The 17,101-nt window shown below is 66.8% G+C and carries 17 protein-coding genes; 12 read left to right on the top strand and 5 right to left on the bottom strand.

The window, feature by feature from the left end:
• Positions 1-99: 99 nt before the first annotated feature.
• From BMX78_RS10230 to BMX78_RS10205, 6 genes are all read left to right on the top strand, one after another.
• On the top strand, positions 100-825 hold the full coding sequence (locus tag BMX78_RS10230; RefSeq protein ID WP_091419127.1) for a GntR family transcriptional regulator: 726 nt from the start codon (positions 100-102) through the stop codon (positions 823-825).
• A gap of 290 nt (positions 826-1,115) precedes the next feature.
• A complete protein-coding gene (locus BMX78_RS10225) occupies positions 1,116-2,414 on the top strand; it encodes an ABC transporter substrate-binding protein (RefSeq protein WP_091419308.1) in 1,299 nt (432 codons plus the stop codon).
• A gap of 2 nt (positions 2,415-2,416) precedes the next feature.
• The gene (locus tag BMX78_RS10220) at positions 2,417-3,535 is read left to right on the top strand and encodes a Gfo/Idh/MocA family protein (protein WP_091419126.1); all 1,119 of its coding nucleotides are present in this window, start codon (positions 2,417-2,419) and stop codon (positions 3,533-3,535) included.
• A complete protein-coding gene (locus tag BMX78_RS10215) occupies positions 3,532-4,476 on the top strand; it encodes a DUF6807 domain-containing protein (RefSeq protein WP_091419124.1) in 945 nt (314 codons plus the stop codon). Before BMX78_RS10220 ends, BMX78_RS10215 begins: the two co-directional genes overlap by 4 nt.
• Positions 4,473-5,213 (top strand): cupin domain-containing protein, encoded by a 741-nt coding sequence (locus tag BMX78_RS10210; protein WP_091419122.1) that lies wholly within the window; start codon positions 4,473-4,475, stop codon positions 5,211-5,213. Before BMX78_RS10215 ends, BMX78_RS10210 begins: the two co-directional genes overlap by 4 nt.
• Before the next feature lie 16 nt (positions 5,214-5,229).
• Positions 5,230-6,276 carry a LacI family DNA-binding transcriptional regulator gene (locus tag BMX78_RS10205; protein ID WP_170850768.1) on the top strand — a complete coding sequence of 349 codons (1,047 nt, stop codon included), beginning with the start codon at positions 5,230-5,232 and terminating at the stop codon, positions 6,274-6,276.
• A gap of 9 nt (positions 6,277-6,285) precedes the next feature.
• Here BMX78_RS10205 and BMX78_RS10200 read toward each other — a convergent pair whose 3' ends face one another.
• Positions 6,286-7,077 carry an alpha/beta hydrolase gene (locus tag BMX78_RS10200; RefSeq protein ID WP_091419119.1) on the bottom strand — a complete coding sequence of 264 codons (792 nt, stop codon included), beginning with the start codon at positions 7,075-7,077 and terminating at the stop codon, positions 6,286-6,288.
• Between the two features lie 345 nt (positions 7,078-7,422).
• Here BMX78_RS10200 and BMX78_RS10195 point away from each other — a divergent pair, with 345 nt between their 5' ends.
• Positions 7,423-8,640: an MFS transporter gene (locus BMX78_RS10195; RefSeq protein WP_091419118.1), complete on the top strand. Its 1,218-nt coding sequence runs from the start codon at positions 7,423-7,425 to the stop codon at positions 8,638-8,640.
• Positions 8,641-8,706: 66 nt separating this feature from the next.
• On the opposite strand, the gene BMX78_RS10190 is transcribed toward BMX78_RS10195, so the two are convergent.
• The 4 genes from BMX78_RS10190 to BMX78_RS10175 all read right to left on the bottom strand — a co-directional run bounded on the left by BMX78_RS10190 (position 8,707) and on the right by BMX78_RS10175 (position 12,717).
• The gene (locus BMX78_RS10190; protein ID WP_091419116.1) at positions 8,707-9,699 is read right to left on the bottom strand and encodes a ribokinase; all 993 of its coding nucleotides are present in this window, start codon (positions 9,697-9,699) and stop codon (positions 8,707-8,709) included.
• Positions 9,696-11,123 carry a uridine transporter UriT gene (gene uriT, locus BMX78_RS10185; RefSeq protein WP_091419115.1) on the bottom strand — a complete coding sequence of 476 codons (1,428 nt, stop codon included), beginning with the start codon at positions 11,121-11,123 and terminating at the stop codon, positions 9,696-9,698. Before uriT ends, BMX78_RS10190 begins: the two co-directional genes overlap by 4 nt.
• The gene (gene uriH, locus BMX78_RS10180) at positions 11,124-12,146 is read right to left on the bottom strand and encodes a uridine-preferring nucleoside hydrolase UriH (protein ID WP_286138899.1); all 1,023 of its coding nucleotides are present in this window, start codon (positions 12,144-12,146) and stop codon (positions 11,124-11,126) included.
• Between the two features lie 355 nt (positions 12,147-12,501).
• Entirely contained in the window at positions 12,502-12,717 is a 216-nt protein-coding gene (locus BMX78_RS10175; RefSeq protein WP_139204912.1) for a hypothetical protein, read from the bottom strand.
• 109 nt (positions 12,718-12,826) lie between these two features.
• Between BMX78_RS10175 and BMX78_RS10170 the strand changes: the two genes are divergently transcribed.
• Genes BMX78_RS10170 through BMX78_RS10150 form a run of 5 tightly spaced genes read left to right on the top strand, consistent with a single transcriptional unit; the run spans position 12,827 to position 17,064 of the window.
• Positions 12,827-13,432 (top strand): helix-turn-helix domain-containing protein, encoded by a 606-nt coding sequence (locus tag BMX78_RS10170; RefSeq protein ID WP_091419305.1) that lies wholly within the window; start codon positions 12,827-12,829, stop codon positions 13,430-13,432.
• Complete coding sequence (locus tag BMX78_RS10165; protein ID WP_091419111.1) at positions 13,425-14,165, top strand: B3/B4 domain-containing protein; 741 nt, start codon at positions 13,425-13,427, stop codon at positions 14,163-14,165. Before BMX78_RS10170 ends, BMX78_RS10165 begins: the two co-directional genes overlap by 8 nt.
• A 1-nt stretch (position 14,166) precedes the next feature.
• The gene (locus BMX78_RS10160) at positions 14,167-15,069 is read left to right on the top strand and encodes an EamA family transporter (protein WP_091419110.1); all 903 of its coding nucleotides are present in this window, start codon (positions 14,167-14,169) and stop codon (positions 15,067-15,069) included.
• 4 nt (positions 15,070-15,073) lie between these two features.
• A complete protein-coding gene (locus tag BMX78_RS10155; protein WP_091419108.1) occupies positions 15,074-15,970 on the top strand; it encodes a dihydrodipicolinate synthase family protein in 897 nt (298 codons plus the stop codon).
• A 47-nt stretch (positions 15,971-16,017) separates the two neighbouring features.
• Complete coding sequence (locus tag BMX78_RS10150; protein ID WP_091419303.1) at positions 16,018-17,064, top strand: LacI family DNA-binding transcriptional regulator; 1,047 nt, start codon at positions 16,018-16,020, stop codon at positions 17,062-17,064.
• Positions 17,065-17,101 lie beyond the last annotated feature (37 nt).

Raw genomic sequence — 17,101 nt, 5'->3', positions numbered from 1 at the left:
AACGGGGGACGCCGGCGGGTCTGCAGCAGTGACCAGCAGCACGTTCTACTACCATACAAGCACTACCATTCTAGTGTGTCAACAGCATAGAATGAGGTCATGGCTAGGGATAAACAAGGCGCGGCCCCGCGGCTGTCCGTGCGGGACCAGACCCTTGAGACGCTTCGGCGGCGCATCATTTCGCTGCAGCTTCCCCCGGGGGAACCGCTGTCCGAGAACGAGCTCGCGCAGGAACTGGGCGTCAGCAGGACCCCGGTACGCGAGAGCCTGATCCTGCTGCGCGAGGAGGGCCTGGTCCAGGTCTTCCCCCAGATCGGTTCGTTTGTTTCCCTCGTGGACCTGGCCCGGGTGTCCGAAGCGCAGTTTGTCCGGGAGGCCATTGAATGCGCGTCGCTGCGCGATCTTGCCGTGGACAGCGCGGGCATCGCCGGCCTGCGGGAGATTCTTAAGGCCCAGTCGGAGGCCGATGCCGCCGGCGACGTGGAGGAATTCTTCCGGCTGGATGAGGACTTCCACCGGGAGCTGCTGCGCCTGGCGGGACACGAGTCCGCCTGGGCGGCCGTCAACTCCGCCAAGGCCCACCTTGACCGCGCCCGCCGCCTCAGCCTGCTGGACACCCGGCCGGTAGCCACGCTCATCGAGCAGCACACCGCCGTGGTGGATGCCCTGGAGACAAATAACCTTAACGATGCCGACAGCAGTCTCCGCCTCCACCTGCGGGGCGTCTTCGAGGACGTCCAGCGCATCCAGGAATCCACCCCTGAACTTTTCTCCGACGGCGCAGCGCCCCGTCCCGGAAGGCGAAGCGTCGCCCGCCTTACCTAGCAAGCGCGCCCGTCACTTCTTCACGCCTCCTTGGCGGCAGAGCCCCTCGCAGTGGGCAACGACAGCAGGGACCCGGCTTTTCCCCGCTGCGTAAAACCAGTCCGCTTAAGCGTTGACAGAAAAGTGATCGATAACTAATACTGGTGTTACCGATCACTTTCTTGGCCGGCCCGCGATCGGACATCTTTGTGCTGAGGAGCCCATCCTCCCCAATGTCATGCACCATCTTCGGAATCCGGGAAGGACTCCACGCCGCAGTGGCCCGTCCTTCCGGAAAGAAAGGTCTGCCTGTGAACCACCAACCAACCCGCCGGACTTACCTGTTACTCTCCGCCGCCGCTGCCGCGTCTGCCTTGACCCTGTCCGGCTGCGCGGCCGGCGGCACCCCCGCTGCCGACGAGTCCGGCCCCGTCACCATCCGCTTTACCTGGTGGGGCGGTGATGCCCGCCAGAAAGCCACCCAGAAAGTCATCGACGCCTTCGAGGCGGAGAACCCCAACATCACTGTGGTGGGTGAGTACAGCGACTGGACCGGCTACTGGGACAAGCTCGCGACGCAGGTGGCGGCCAACGACGCGCCGGACGTCATCCAGATGGACGAGAAGTACGTCCGGGAATACGGCGACCGCGGCGCCCTGCTGGACATCAAAAAACTAGCCGGCCTGGACACCTCCGGCATCGACCCGGACACCCTCAAGAGCGGGGAGGTGGACGGGGAACTGGTTGGCCTGGTCACCGGCATCGCCACGTTCTGCATCGCTGCCAACCCAAGCGTCCTGGCCAAAGCCGGGGTGGCGCTGCCGGATGACACCACGTGGACGTGGGAGGACTACCGGGAAATCGGCCAGCAGATCAGCCGGAGCGGGGCAGGCACGGGCGTGGGTGTGCAGTACGGGGATCAGGACCTCTATATCTGGGCACGCCAGCACGGTGACCGGCTTTACGATGACGGGGGCAACGTGGTGATCAAGCCTGAAACGCTCGTCTCGTTCTGGCAGAACGTCCGGGACCTGTCCACGTCCGGCGCCGGCGCCAAGCCATCGGCCATCATCGAAAGTGCCACCGCTTCGCTGAACCAGACACCCCTGGCCAAAAACGAGATGGCCTTCTCCGGCGTGTTCAGCACCCAGCTCACGGCCTACTCGGGCGCCAGCGGGCAGGAGCTGAAGCTGCTGCGCCTGCCCGGCGAGTCTGACGCAGCAGAACGCGGGGCCTATTACAAGCCATCCATGTTCTGGTCCGTCTCATCCCGCACCAAACACCAGAAGGCGGCGGAGAAGTTCCTGAACTACCTCACCAACAGGCAGACCGCGGCCGACATCATGCTCACTGAACGCGGCATACCCGCCAACGCAAAAGTCCGCGAAGCCATCGCCGCCAAGCTGAACGCCACGGACAAGGCCGCGATCGAGTTCACCAACGCCATCGCCGACGAGGTCAGGCCAGCCCCGCCCATCACGCCTGCCGGCGGCAGCACCATCACGGATATCCTCAGCCGCTACACCTCGGACATCCTGTTCGAACGCACCACCCCCGAAAAGGCCGCCCGGCCCTTCATCGACGAACTGTCCTCCTCACTCCGGAAGTAGAAATGACCCGCCACAGGAATCACGACGCCGGTACCCCCCTTCGCGTCGCTGTCATCGGCACCGGCGGCATCGCCAATGCCCACGCCGAGGCACTCAAGCAGCAACCCGGCGTCGAACTCGCGGCAGCGATCGACGTGGACCCCGCGCGTTCGGAGTCTTTTGCCGGCAAGTGGGGCGTCGCCCGGACCGCGGCAAGCCTGGCAGAAGCGCTCGACGGCGGCGCGCTGGATCTCGCAGCCATCTGCACTCCCCCCTCCAGCCACTTTCCCCTGGCACTGGAAGCGCTGTCCTTCGGTCTGCATGCCGTCATCGAAAAGCCGCCGGCCTTGTCCCTGAGCCAGATGCGGCAGCTGGAAACCGCGGAGCAGGCGTCCGCCGGCTCCCTGAGCTGCATCTTCCAGCACCGCTTCGGCTCGGGCGCGCAGCGGCTGCTCGCACTCCAGCAGTCCGGAACCTTGGGCAGGCAGCTGGTGGGCACCTGCAACACCCTCTGGTTCCGCGACCAGCCATACTTCGATGTTCCCTGGCGCGGGCTCTGGGATGTGGAGGGCGGCGGGCCCACCATGGGCCACGGCATCCACCAGTTCGACCTGCTCCTGCACCTGTGGGGTCCATGGTCTGAAGTGACGGCCTTCGCTGGCAAGCTGGCCCGCACAACAGATACGGAGGATGCCTCAGCTGCGGTGGTCCGCTTCGAATCCGGGGCGATCGCCACTGTCATCAACTCCGTCATCTCCCCCCGCGAAACCTCCTACCTTCGGCTGGACTACGAGAACGCAACGGTGGAGCTCGAACACCTCTACGGCTACAGCGACCACCATTGGAAGGTGACCCCGGCACCGGGTCAGGACGCCGTCGGCCTCTGGAACGAGGGGGCGGACCACCCCAGCGGACACCCGGCGCAGTACGCGGCGATCATCCGCAGCCTGCAGGCCGGGGAACCGGCTGCTGTCTCCATCTCAGACGCCTATGCCACCATGGAGCTGGCGGCCGCTATCTACGCGTCGAGCGTCAGCGGGACCACTGTTTCGCGGGGCCAGATTGACGAGTCGAGCCCCTTTTTCACCCGCATGGACGGACACCTGGAACCCTGGAAACAAGAGGAAGCACTCGAAGCATGAGCACCGAAGCCGCACTCAGCTGGCGCGACGACAACCAGTCCCTGACCGTATCGCTCGGGGACGTGGAGATCGCCACCTACACGTACGATGCCACGGATGAACAGCGCGAGTCGCCGCGCCCCTTCTTCCACCCGCTGCGCACCACGGCGGGCGAAACGGTCACCGCCTACCGCCCGTGGGACCACGTCTGGCACAAGGGCATTGCCTGGTCCCTGCCCCACTTCGGCGATGACAACTTCTGGGGCGGTCCCAGCTACCGGCGCGGCAAGGACTACACGTGGCTGCCCAACAACGGGAGCATGCGCCACGGGCGCGTGATCGAAGCAGTGCTCGACGGCGGCGCGTTCCGTTTTGCCCACACGCTGGGCTGGTGGACGCAGGCCGGAAAGCACGTGGTGGACGAAACCCGCACCATCCGGATTACCCCGGGCCCTGACGCCGCCTGGACCCTTGTCTTCGAAACGGAGATGACGAACGTCTCCGGCGGCGACATCCACATCGGCTCGCCCACCACCGAAGGGCGGGAGAACGCCGGGTACGGCGGACTGTTCTGGCGGGGCCCGCGCGAATTTACCGGCGGCCGCATCGTTGGCCCGGGCGGAGCCAGCGGCGAAGCGCTGCGCGGGACCCGCGGCCCCTGGCTGGCATTCGTGGGCCAGCACGATGACACCTGCCGGTTTTCCACAGTGCTGATCGCTGACGCCACCACCAACGCCCAACACCCGCCGGAATGGTTTGCCCGGTCCGAGCCCTTTGCCTGCTTTGGTCCTGCCCCGTTCTTCAGCACTGAGGTCACCTTCGCCGCCGGCGAAACAATGGTCAACCGGTATGCCGTGGTGATCGCGGACGGCGACTCGGACCAGGAGCGGCTGGACCATCTCGCCACCCTGGCCGGGGAAACCCTGCAACGGAAAGTCGCGGCGGACCGGACCAGGGCATGAAGACCCCGGCACTCCCCTTCCCAGGCAGCGTGGGCCTGACACGCCTGAGCGTCTACGACTGGGAAGCCAGTGACGGGGTATGCGGCGGCTCTCCCCACATGCATACCGCCTCCACGGAGGCGTACCTGGTGCTGTCCGGATCCGGACGCGTGGAAACCATTCGCGCAACAGGGTACGAATCCTATGATCTGGCCCCCGATGACCTGCTCTGGTTTAGCCCGGGCACCATCCACAGACTGGTCAACGGGGACAACCTGGAGATCCTGGCCATCATGCAAAATGGCGGACTGCCGGAGGCCGGGGATGCCGTCCTGACCTTCGAGCCGGAGGTGGTTGCGGACGCGAAGCGGTATGCCCAGGCTGCAACGCTCGACGCCGGCCCCGCCTCGCCGTCGTCCTCGCTGCCTGCTGCGGCGCGCACGAGGAGGGACGCTGCGCTGGCCGGCTACCTGCGGCTGAAGGCGGCTGCGCAGGCGGGTGACGTCGGTGCCGTCGAGCGGTTCCACCGTGACGCCGTCCGGCTGGTGCAGGCGCGGGTACCTGACTGGCAGGAGCTGTGGAAGGAGAGCATCGCACCCGAGGCTGCCCGTACGGAAGGGTGGCTTGCCGACCTTTCGGAAGGCAGGTACGGCCACTTCAAGGATGCGGCCGTCACCCGGAGCGCGCCTTCGAGCGGGGAGCGCGTCCTGGGTATGTGCGGAATGCTGCAAAAATGGGACAGCAACGGCAGCAGGTGAAGGGACACCACCGGACATGGCGCAGGAAGCAGTGGCACAGGAAGCCATGACACAGGGCAAGGCAAAAGCGCCAACCATCTACGATGTGGCCGCGCTTGCCGGCGTGTCCCACCAAACCGTGTCCCGGTACTTCAAAGCCCCTGGCGGGCTCAAGCCGGCAACCCTGGAGCGCGTGGAAAAGGCCCTCGCCGAGCTTCACTACACACCCAACCTGGCAGCCCGCTCATTGCGGTCCCGGGAGCATTACCGGGTGGTAGTGGTGGTTCCGGAAGCTTCGCTGTATTTCCCCGCCCGGATGCTCAATGGCGCCGCCGCGGCCGCCCATTCGGCCGGATACCGCGTGGACGTTGTGGCCATTGAGGGAACCGCCGAAGCCCGCGCGCACCAGTTGGAAACCCTGCTGGGCGGCGAGGACATCGCCGGCATCCTGTCCTTCGTCCCCAGGCCCAAGGGGAGCCCGGCGGCCCGGCACTCCCAGGCTATTCCCATGGTGGTGGCCGGCGAATACGACAACAAGATGCGTGCGCGGGGCAGCCTGGCGGACGGCGCTGCGGCACGAAAGATTGTTGAGCACCTTGCCTCGCTGGGACACCGGAACTTCTTCCACGTCGCCGGGCCAACAGCCTGGCCGTCGGCGCGGAACCGGCGGGCTGTCTACGAGGAAACTGTGGCCGAGCTTGGCCTGGTATCCCTGGGAGTTGCAGTGGGCGACTGGTCTCCGGCCTCCGGTTACGCTGCGGGGCGGAAGATCGCGGCCATCAAGGACGTCACCGCGGTTTTCGCTGCCAACGACCAGATGGCCATCGGCGTCATGCGGGCACTGCATGAACATGGCCTTGCGGTTCCGGATGATGTGAGCGTCTTCGGCTGGGATGACATGGCCGAGTCTTCGTTCCTGATCCCCACCCTGTCCAGCGTGCACATGGATCTGGAGGCGCTTGGGGCCCGGAGCATGTCCGAACTCATCGCCCGGATCCGGGGGCAGCAGCCCGCCACTGAGGCGTTGTCCCTGGCGCCAATGGAGTTGGTATTCAGGGAATCAACGGCTCGGGTGCGGGCTTAGCGCTCCAGGTCATCCCAGCAATTCCCGGACCAGCTCTCTGCATTTTTTGTACGCCGGTTCGGCCGGATCGATGAGTGCGAAGTGGTCCCCGGACACCGTGACCAGCTGCGCCGGAATGCTGCCAGCCTGGCTTGCTTCCACATACGAGGAGGACATGGCCAACGGCACGTCGTCGTCCTCGGTGGCGTGGACGGCATAGACCGGAACGTCCAGTGGGAGCGCTGCCATCGGGTCCGCATACCGGTGACGGCCGGGATATTCCGACGACGGCCCGCCCAGCAGGTTGGCCACCGCACCGTTGCTGAGGTTGAGTTTTTCTGCCTCCGCCAGGTTGAGGACGCCGGACTGGCTGACCACGCCGGTGAGGCGGACGCCGGCGGCGCCTGCCCCGACGTCGCGATGCTCACGTTCCCCCAACCCGCCCAGCCGGTCCCGCCCAGCCGCCCATACGGCCAGGTGCCCACCGGCGGAGTGCCCGAGGGCCACCACTTTGGCCAGGTCCAGTGAATGTGGGGCGGCGAGCTCCTGCAGTTTGTCGATGCCGGCCAGGATGTCCTGGAACGTGTGCGGCCAGCCGCCACCGTTTCCGGCGCGGCGGTACTCCAGGTTCCACGCCGCCATGCCGTGTCCGGCAAGGTCCGCGGCCAAAGGCTGCCCCAACTCGGCGCCGTACTGCGAGCGCCAGTAGCCGCCGTGAATCACCACCACCACGCCGTGCGTACCGCCGTCGGGAAGCTCTGGAAGGAACAGTTCGCCCCACTGGCTGGGGTCACTGCCGTAGTTATACCTGTGCCGCTGCACTGCATCCCCTCTTGTTGGTGCCACGGACGTGCCGTTCGGTTCCGGAGGAGAGCAGGCTGCCAGGCCGGCTCCCACGGCACCGGCGGCTGCGCCCGTAAAGAACGTACGACGCCGAAGCTCACCCATGCACCTGAGCCTACAGACCTGCTGCCGTCAAGCCCCTGACACAACACCTAGCCCGTTCTGCATGAGCTCCGACTTGTTCGGTTAGCGAACTTTTGTGCACGAAACGAACCAGCCTGTACCCTTATCGACGGAAGAAGGCATGCCGTGGGTCACGTACGGATGTGGTGGAGCTCTCGATCGGCTGCCCTTCCCTCCTTTTACTAAATCAATGAGGATTCCATGACAACTTCTCCCTCCGCCCGCCCGACGCGCTGGCCGGTTTGGCTCTGCTGGCTGGCCATGGTCCTGGACGGCTTTGACCTCGTGGTGCTCGGCACCGTCATTCCCACCTTGATCAAGACCGGCGAGCTTGGCTTTGACGCTGTCGGCGCCACTTTCGTGGCCACCATCTCGCTCGTGGGCGTAGGCCTGGGCGCGCTCTTCATCGCCCCGCTTTCGGACCGCTTCGGGCGCCGGAACCTGCTGGTGGCGTGCGTGCTCTGGTTTTCGCTGCTCACCCTCGCAGTGGTGTGGGCCCCCAATGTTGCCGTATTCGGCGCGCTTCGGCTGCTGGCCGGGGCGGGGCTTGGGGCATGCCTGCCGGCCGCCCTTGCCTACATGAACGACTACGCCCCGGCCAGTTCCGCCGGGAAGTCAACCACCCGGACCATGACGGGATACCACGTTGGCGCGGTGGCCACCGCCTTCCTGGCGATGATCGTCATCCCCGATTGGCGCATCATGTTTGTGGTGGGAGGCCTTGCCGGCCTGGTCCTTGCGCCGTTCCTCTGGTTCAAGCTGCCGGAGACTTTGCCTGCGGCCCGGGCTGCCGGCGCAGAGGAAAAGACCGGGTTCCGGAGCCTGGTGCAGAAGCCTTATCCCCTCATTGCGGCGGCCATTGGTGCAGCTTCGTTCATGGGGCTGCTTCTGGTTTATGGCCTGAATACCTGGCTGCCGCAGCTGATGGCTTCTGCCGGATACCCTGTCAGCGCCGGGCTTTCCCTGCTCCTGGTCTTGAATCTCGGCGCCGTTGCCGGACTGATCATCGCCGGCATCCTGGCCGACAAGCACGGAACCAAGCCCATCGTGCTGCTGTGGTTTGGACTTTCGGCAGTATGCCTCGCCCTTTTGAGTGTCAAGGTCGACAACGCAGTTCTGTTGAACGTGCTCGTCTTCGTCACGGGCGTGTTTGTCTTCAGCTCCCAGGTACTCGTTTATGCCTGGGTCAGCCAGTTGTTCCCTGCCCGGCTGCGCGCCACCGCACTCGGCTTCGCTGCCGGCGTGGGCCGCGTCGGCGCCATTGCAGGGCCTGCCCTGACGGGTGGGCTGGTTGCCGCCGGCATCGCCTACCCCTGGGGTTTCTACGTCTTCGCGGCAGCCGGCGCCCTGGCCGTGGCAGCCCTGCTGGCGGTCCCCCACGCTGTTGCGACGGACCGCACCGAGGCCCCGGTCAGCTAGGGGTTTTCCCAGGCAGTTGGTTTGTCCGGGCGGAACCTCATCAGAGGGTCCGCCCGGACAGCTGTTTTAACTCCGCAGCATGCGCTGCACGTCAGCCGTCTCCGGATACGCCGCCTGCGTCCCCTTCCGGGTGGTGGCCAGGGCAGCCGCCACGGAAGCAAAGGCGGCGGCATCGGCGAGCGCATCCCCGGCCGCCAGGCGGACGGCCACCGCTCCGGTAAAAGCATCACCCGCGCCCGTGGTGTCTACGGCGGCGACCTTGGTGGGCTGCACAAAAGTAACGAGCCGGTCCGGCGGGGCCAGCGAGTCCAGCACCACGGAACCGTTCGAACCCAGCGTCACCAGCACCTGCTGGATCCCCCGCTCGGCGAACCTTTCCCGGACGGCATCCCACTGCGCGGCACGGGCACCGGCACCCGGGACGGATGCCCCCGGGCCGAGGAACAGCGCGGCTTCATGGGCATTCACCAGCAGGACGTCCGTCAACTCAGCCAGGGCTGCCGGGATGTGCGCGTACGGCGAGAGGTTCAGCAGCACTGTTGCGCCGGCGTCGTGCCCCGCCTGCGCTGCGGCCAGTACCGTCCCCATGCTGACTTCGAGGCAAAGGCACACGACGGCGGCCTCCGCGAGGACGTCCGAGGCCTCCGCCACATCCGCCGGTGAGAGGGTGCCATTGGCACCGGCGGAGATGATGATGTTGTTCTCTCCATTGGCGTCGACGGCGATCACCGCGACGCCCGTGGGCTCGTGTGACGTGCGGACATGCCCCACGTCCACACCCGCTCGCGCCGCCGAGGAGAGCAGCATGCTGCCGTTGGGGTCATCCCCCACCGCGCCCACCAGGCTGACCTTCCCGCCCAGCAGGCTGGCGGCCACTGCCTGGTTGGCACTCTTGCCGCCCGGGTTCACAGCGAACCCGTTGCCGTGCACCGTCTCACCGGGCAGCGGGAGGCGGTCGCAGTAGATGGTCAGGTCCGCGTTCAGGGAGCCGACGACGACGATCCGGCCCGGCTGCCGCGCCTCACCTTCAGCGGTGGCTGGCTCAGCGGCGGCGCTCATTCGGCCACCTCAGCTTCAACGGGCTTGGGGATCAGCAGCGAGGCGGCGAACGCCGCCACGGTGAGGGCCAGGCCAACAACCACAACAGTCAGGTAGGACGCCTTCGCATCCCCGAGGGCCGACGTCGCCACCAGCACGGCGGGAAGCACCAGGAAGCTGAGGCCTGCGCCGAGGTTGAAGGCACCGGCGTTCATGCCGGGCAGGAAACCGGGGTTGCCGGCGGGCGAGAGGACAACCCCGAGTCCATTGAGCATGATGTTGACCGTACCGGCGTACATAATGCCCAGCAAGACCGTGCCGGCAATCATCAGGGGCAGGCTGCTGAGGCCGAAGAACGCGATGACGGCCAGGGCCGCTATGCTCCCTAGGAGCCCGATGCGCAGCACCTTGGTGTAGCCCAGCACGGGGGCGAGCTTGCCGCTGAGCGGTCCCACGATCCAGCCCAACAGCGCGTACGGGGTGAGGATGATCAGCGACATTTCGGTGGGGCCGATGCCAAAGCCGGGATCGGCGGCCTGGACGTAGGCGGGAACGATGCCGTTGATGACGGCGAAGATGCCGGTCATGGTCAGGGTGGTGGTCAGCAGCGGCGCCCAGGTGGAACGCTGGCGCAGGTGCGCGGTTTCCACCATGGGCTGGCCGGCCCGCTTCTCCACGGTCCAGAAGGCGTAGAACGCTGCGGCGGACACCAGGACCAGCGCAATACTGAGCATCAGGGTGCCGGAGGAGAACGCGCCCACCAGCTTGGATCCTTCATTCAGGGCGGTGAGCAGCGCGCCCACGGCCACCACGATGAAGAACACCCCCAGCCAGTCCATCCGGGTGCCGGCGGCGGGCTTGCTTTCGCTGGCAAGGAACGCGACCAGTGCCGTGGCAACCAGGGCCAGCACCACCATGAGCCAGAAGATGCTGCGGAAGCCGAAGTGCTCGGCGAAGTAACCGCCTACAAAGGAGTCGACGCCGGCAACGCCGCCGTTGACGGCCGTGATCAGGCCCATGAGCGTGCCGTACTTGCGCGGGTTGGTGACAGCAGAGCGCAGCATGATCAGGCAGAGCGGAACCGTGGGGCCGCTGACGCCCTGGATGATGCGGCCCACAAAGAGCCAGGTGACGTCCGGGGCGAGGGCGGCGATGACCGAGCCGAGGGCCATCAGCAGCATCATGCCCACCAGGATCTTCTTGCGTCCCACGATGTCGCTCAGGCGGGGCAGGAACAGGGAGAACAGCGCGGCAGCTGTGAAGAACCACGTCTGCGAGAGGCCGATGACTGCCTGGTCCGTGTTGAGCTCTTCGCCCATGGTCACCAGGGCCGGGCTAAGCATGGAAGCGTTGAGCTGGAAGGCCACGCAGGCTGCCAGCAGGGCAACCATCAGGGCCGTGATGTTGCCCCGGCCGGTCTTCGCTTCAGTAAGGGTGGCAGTCATTTACTTGACCCCTCCCACGGTGACGGCGGCACGTTCTTCGCGTTCGACGTCGGCCGGTTCGCCTGTGATAGTTGGCTCGCCGATGCGTTCCAGGGCGTCGGTGACCAGGGCCCAGAACCGCTTGTGGTCCAGGTCCACGGCGACGCTGGTGTGGCAGTCGGCCGGTGCGGGCGCGCGGAAGTCGGCCACCGTCATGCCGAGCGTCAGGGTCCCCTGGAGTTCGATGTTGACCGGCACCTTGCGGGTGCTGACAATGCTGGGATCGATCACGTAGGCCACGGCACAGGGGTCATGCACCGGCGGGAAGTCGAAACCCTGGGCGTCCTTGTAGGTGTGGGCGAAGAAGTCCATGAGTTCGGTGACGAACTTGGCCGGTTTGGTGCCGATGGCCGCGATTTTTTCGACCACGTCCGGGGTGGCCAGCGCCTGGTGGGTCAGGTCCAGGCCCACCATCACCACGGGCCACTTCTCGTTGAAGACGATGTGCGCGGCCTCGGGGTCGATGATGATGTTGAATTCGGCCACGGCGCTCCAGTTGCCCACATGGTAGCCGCCGCCCATCAGGACAACTTCCTTCACGCGTTCCACGATGCGCGGTTCCTTGCGGGCGGCCATGGCGATGTTGGTCAGGCCTGCGGTGGGGACCAGGGTGACGGTGCCGGGTTCGTGGGCCATCACGGTGTCGATGATGAGGTCGACGGCGTGCCGCGGGTCCAGCCCGATGGTGGACTCCGGGAGGGCGGGGCCGTCCATGCCGGACTCGCCGTGGATGTCCGGGGCGGTTTCGATGCTGCGGACCAGGGGACGGCCGCAGCCAGCGGCGAAGGGAACGCCGGTGATGCCGGCGATGGTTCCGACGGCCAGGGCGTTGCGGGTGACTTTTTCGAGCGTCTGGTTGCCCACCACCGTGGTGACCGCCAGCAGTTCGATGTCCGGGTTTCCGTGCGCGAGCAGCAACGCCACAGCGTCGTCATGCCCGGGATCGCAGTCAAGAATGATCTTCTTGCGGGGTTTGGGGTCCACGATGTTCTCCACGTCTTTGGGGCCCGCGCCAAGTGCATACACACTGCTCGGGGAGTTGAAGCGTTCAGAGTGATCATGGCACTGTCGGGAACGTCACGTCAAACGCTTGACGTTCGTGCAGGTCAAGCGCTTGATGCCAAAGGGCAAAAGAAAAAGGCAAGCCATGTCTGCGTGGCTCGGCTTAGCGCAGTTCGATGTCTAGCGCCTGGAAGTCGTCGGCTGCGTGGCGGCCCACCAGCAGGCGGAAGCTGCCCTGCTCGAAGTTCCAGCCGCCGTCGTAGTGGCCGAATGCCTTGGCAGGAATTCGGACCTCAACTGAGGCCGCGAATCAGGCTCACCGCTCAAAGCTTCCGGATCAGGGCTCGCCGGCGCCGGAATCGGCGGGTTCCTTCCCGTCTTCGGCCTCGTGGTGCTCGGCCTTGTGGCGGGCCTCCTGGAGATGATGCTCCAGCTTCTCCTCGGCGTCCCGCCGGCGTTGCCCGACGGTCCTCATCTGCTGGGTGGTGGGTGCTGCGTGGGCATGCTGGTGCGGACCAAGGTCCCGCGGGTTTCCTCGGCTGGTGTCGCTCATAAGGGCATCGTCCCACCACAACGGCCGTTCAGGAAGACCTGATGCACCCGCCTTCAAGGACGTCACGTGCGATTCCGTCAGTGCACTCAAAGTGCAGTATGCTGCACTCATGGACAAAAGCACATCTGCCCTTGCAGTTGCCATCGGCAACCGCGTACGCCAGGAAAGGCAGGCCCGGGCGTGGACCCTCGACCAGCTCGCAGACGCCGCCGGCGTGAGCCGCCGCATGGTGGTCAACGTCGAGCAGGGCGCCGCCAATCCCAGCGTGGGCACGTTGCTTCGGATCAGCGACGCACTGGGCATCGGACTGCCCGCGCTGGTGGATGCCCCGCGTCCAAAGCCAGTGACCGTCACCCGGAGTGGTGACGGGGCCGCCCTGTGGATTTCCGCCGCCGGCGGCCGGGGCGTGCTGGTAGCCGGAACGGATTCACCGGATGTGGTTGAGCTGTGGGATTGGACGCTGGGCGCGGGTGACCAGCATGAGAGCGAAGCCCACGCGCCGGGGACCAAGGAACTACTTCAGGTCCGCCAGGGATCCCTCACTGTGGTGGTGGCTGGCGAGACCTATGTCCTGGAGCCGGGCGACGCCCTTTCCTTCCCCGGCGACGTGGACCACTCGTACTCCAATGCCACCCCGGAGCCGGTGAGCTTCTCCCTGGCTGTCTTCGAGCCGGGCGTGGGTTCGGCCCACCACAAGGAGGCCCCCAATGCCTGACGTCAAGGTGCTCCAGGAATTTTTGGCAGGTGCGTGGGTTGATCCCGCCGTTTTCTCCCTGCGGCCGGATTACCGTGCCGTCCTGCTGGCGGTAGACGGGCTGGTTCCGGGCGCCAGTGACGAGGCCGGTGAAAAGCTGCTGCAGGAGGCGGAGGCTGCAGCCCGTGCAGCAATGGACGGGCGGGGCATTGAGGAACTGCCGCATGTGGCCGCCTGGCGTGAGGCGTACAAGTCCTTCGGCGCCAAACCGCAGCGCACGCGCAACAGCCTGGAGGCATTGCTCCGCCGGGCATCTTCCGGCCTGCCGCGGGTAAACCGGCTGACCGACCTTTACAACGCGGTCTCTGTGCTGCACCAGGTTCCGCTGGGCGGCGAGGACCTGGCCGGCTACGCCGGAGCACCCCGGCTGATCCGCGCCGCCGGCACGGAGTCCTTTGACACGGTGGCCGGCGGGGATGAGGTGCTTGAGCATCCGGAGCCGGGCGAGGTGGTGTGGGGCGATGACGACGGCGTGACCTGCCGGCGCTGGAACTGGCGGCAAGGCCGGCGCACCCAGCTCCGCGACGGCACTACCAAAGCGTTGTTCATCCTGGACGCCCTTGAGCCAATGACTGACGCCGCGCTCGACGCAGCCGCCGACGACCTGGGTGCCCGGCTGAAAAGGCTCGGACCCGACGTTGCCATTGCCCGCCGTCGCCTGGCCGCACCCCATCACTCCAATGAAGGAAACTGAGATGACCCAGCGCAGCGCTTCATTCAACGTCCCGGTCCCGCCGTGGGGGCTGGCGGTCACGGCGATCCTGTCGGTCCAGCTGGGTTCTGCCCTGTCCGTGAACATGATTGAAGCTGTGGGACCCGGCGGCACCGCGTGGTTGCGCCTGAGCATGGGCGCAGTCATTCTCCTGGTAATCGGGCGCCCGCCGCTGCGCTCCATCCGCCGCCCGGATGTGCTGCCGTTGCTTGGCCTCGGGGTCACCACTGGCGTGATGACCGTGGGGTTCCTCGCCGCGGTGGAGCACATCCACCTCGGCACCGCCGTCGCCATCGAATTCCTCGGTCCCTTGACCGTGGCGGCCCTTCGCAGCCATAACCGCAAAGCCCTCGCCTGGCCCGCTTTGGCGCTGGTGGGCGTGGTGCTGCTGACCCAGCCGTGGCAGGGCGACTTCAACCTCCTCGGGGTTGCCTGGGCCGCGCTGGCCGCCGTCGGCTGGGGCGTCTACATCCTGCTGACGCAACGGATCGGCGACCGGTTCACCGGCATCGGCGCGCTCACGCTCACCGTGCCGATCGCCGCAGTGGCGGCCGCCGTCGTCGGAATTCCCCAGGCCGCCGGGCACCTCAGCCTGGACATCCTGGCGGCCGCGGCTGGACTGGCCATCCTGCTGCCGGTGCTGCCGTTCGCGCTGGAAATGCTTGCCCTGCGCAGGATGACGCCCAGCGCGTTCGGAACGCTGATGGCCCTCGAACCTGCCGTCGGCGTCCTGCTCGGGCTGCTCATCCTGCACCAGCAGCCGTCTGCCGTCCAGGTGGTGGGGATCCTGCTGGTGGTCCTCGCCGGGGCCGCCGCCCAGCGGGGCGGCAAGCGCCCGGCCAAAGAGCAGGAAGCCAGCCCCGCCGATCTCGACTTCGTGGGCTGAGCCGATGTTCACTGGCCTGAGCGCCTTTCCCCTGACCCCTTTGGCCAACGATGAGGTGGATGAGGCAGCTTTCGTGCGCCTGGTTCAACGCCTCGCAGCGGCCGGCGTGGACTCCATCACCGCACTGGGCTCCACCGGTTCCTACGCTTACCTCAGCGGAGACGAGCGACGCCGGGTGGCCCGGCTGGCAGTGGAGCATGCGGGGCCAGTCCCCGTGATCGTGGGGATCGGCGCGCTGCGGACATCGCAGGTTCTGGCCAATGCGGAGGCCGCCGATCGGGCCGGCGCGTCCGGGCTGCTGCTGGCGCCGATGACGTACCAGCCACTGACGGACAACGACGTTTTCGAGCTGTTCCGTACGGTCACTTCGCACTCGCCGCTGCCCGTCGTGGTCTACGACAACCCGGCCACCACCCCCTTCACTTTCAGTGCGGAACTGTACGGACGGATCACCCAACTGCCCCGGATTGCCGCGATCAAAATTCCGGGCGTTCCCGGCGGTCCGGAGCAGGCCCGGGCGCGGATCCAGGAAATCCGCGCAGCGGTCCCTGAACACGTGAACATCGGTGTCTCCGGGGACGCTTATGCCGCCGCCGGCCTCGTGGCCGGGTGCGATGCCTGGTATTCCGTCATCGGAGGCACGTTGCCTGCGCTTGCCCTGGGCATCACGCGGGCCGTGCAGGAGGGCAGGCCGGCCGACGCCCTGGCGGAATCAGACCGGCTCGCCCCGCTGTGGGGTCTGTTCGCCGAGTTCGGGGGCAGCATCCGGGTGGTTGCCACGATTGCTGAGCACCTCGGCCTGGTGGATGCGTCCTGCCTCCCGCTGCCGATCCAGGGGCTGGCGGCGGACCAGCGCCGCCGCGTGGCTGACGTTATCGGTTTGCTGGGGCTGGGCTCGTAAGGGTTCCACGTGTCCTTGTGCTGTCCGCCGCCTACTACCATCGAGGTATGGAATCCGCGGAACAGGTGCAGCAGCCGGCGCGTTCGCGGCGGATCACCGCGGCCATGGTTGCCGCCCGGGCCGGCGTCTCCACCGCCACCGTTTCGCTGGTGGCCAACGGCAAGACGGCGGGCCGCGTCTCCGAGGACAACATCTCCCGCGTCCGCGACGCCATCGCCGAGCTTGGCTATGTGGTGGACGGGATCGGCAGTTCGCTGGCCAAGGGCGTGAGCTCGATCGTGATCCTGGTGGCGCCGGATATCTCCAACCCGTTCTTCGCCAAAGTGATCGCCGGGGTCCGCGAATCCCTGGGCTCGCAGTACCAGCTGCTGCTCTCCGTCACCGAGGCGGGCGAGTTCCCGGAGGCCGACGACGTCCGGCGGCTGATGTCGCTTCGTCCGGCCGGGCTGCTGGTGGACGCACCCAACGCAGGCTTCCTCGAGGACCTCGCGTCGCCGTCGCCCCTTGTCCTGCTGGACGCCCCCGGGCTGGCGGGGTATGCGCCGTCGGTGAACCTTGACGTGGCCAGCGGAGCGCGGGAACTCGCGGTTCACCTGGCCGACGCCGGGCACCGGGAAGTGGCGTACGTGGACAGCGTCACCGGCACTGAGACCTTCGCCCTCCGGCGCGAGGCCTTCCTGGATGAGGCCGCAGCCCGGGGCATCAGCGTGGGTGCGGGGCGCATCATCAGCACTACCATCGACGTCGGCGCATCGGCTTCAGCGTTCGCCGACGCCTGGCCGGCGTGGCAGCGCGAGGGGGTGACCGCCGTCGTCTGCGGTACTGATACGCATGCCTACGGCGTGCTGCAGGAGGCGCGGGTGGCCGGAGTGCGGATTCCGGAGGAGCTGGCGGTGGCTGGCTTCGATGACCTCCCCTATTCGGCCACCAGCAATCCCGGCCTAACCAGCGTCCACCTGCCCGCCACTCCCCTGGGCCTGAAGGCCGGGGAGCAGCTGCGCCGGCTGATGGAGGGGAAGCCGCTGGAGCAGAACGAGGTCACGCTGGAGAGTTCGCTTGTGGTGCGCGGCTCCACGGCTGCCACGGAACGCTGAAGTACTGCCGCCGTCGTTCTGTCAGTGCCCGGCCGTA

The sequence above is a fragment of the Arthrobacter sp. OV608 genome (genome assembly GCA_900110595.1).
GTDB lineage: Bacteria > Actinomycetota > Actinomycetes > Actinomycetales > Micrococcaceae > Arthrobacter.
Note: the sequence above shows the minus strand (reverse complement) of the source record. Positions and strands in the feature narration are given on the sequence as shown.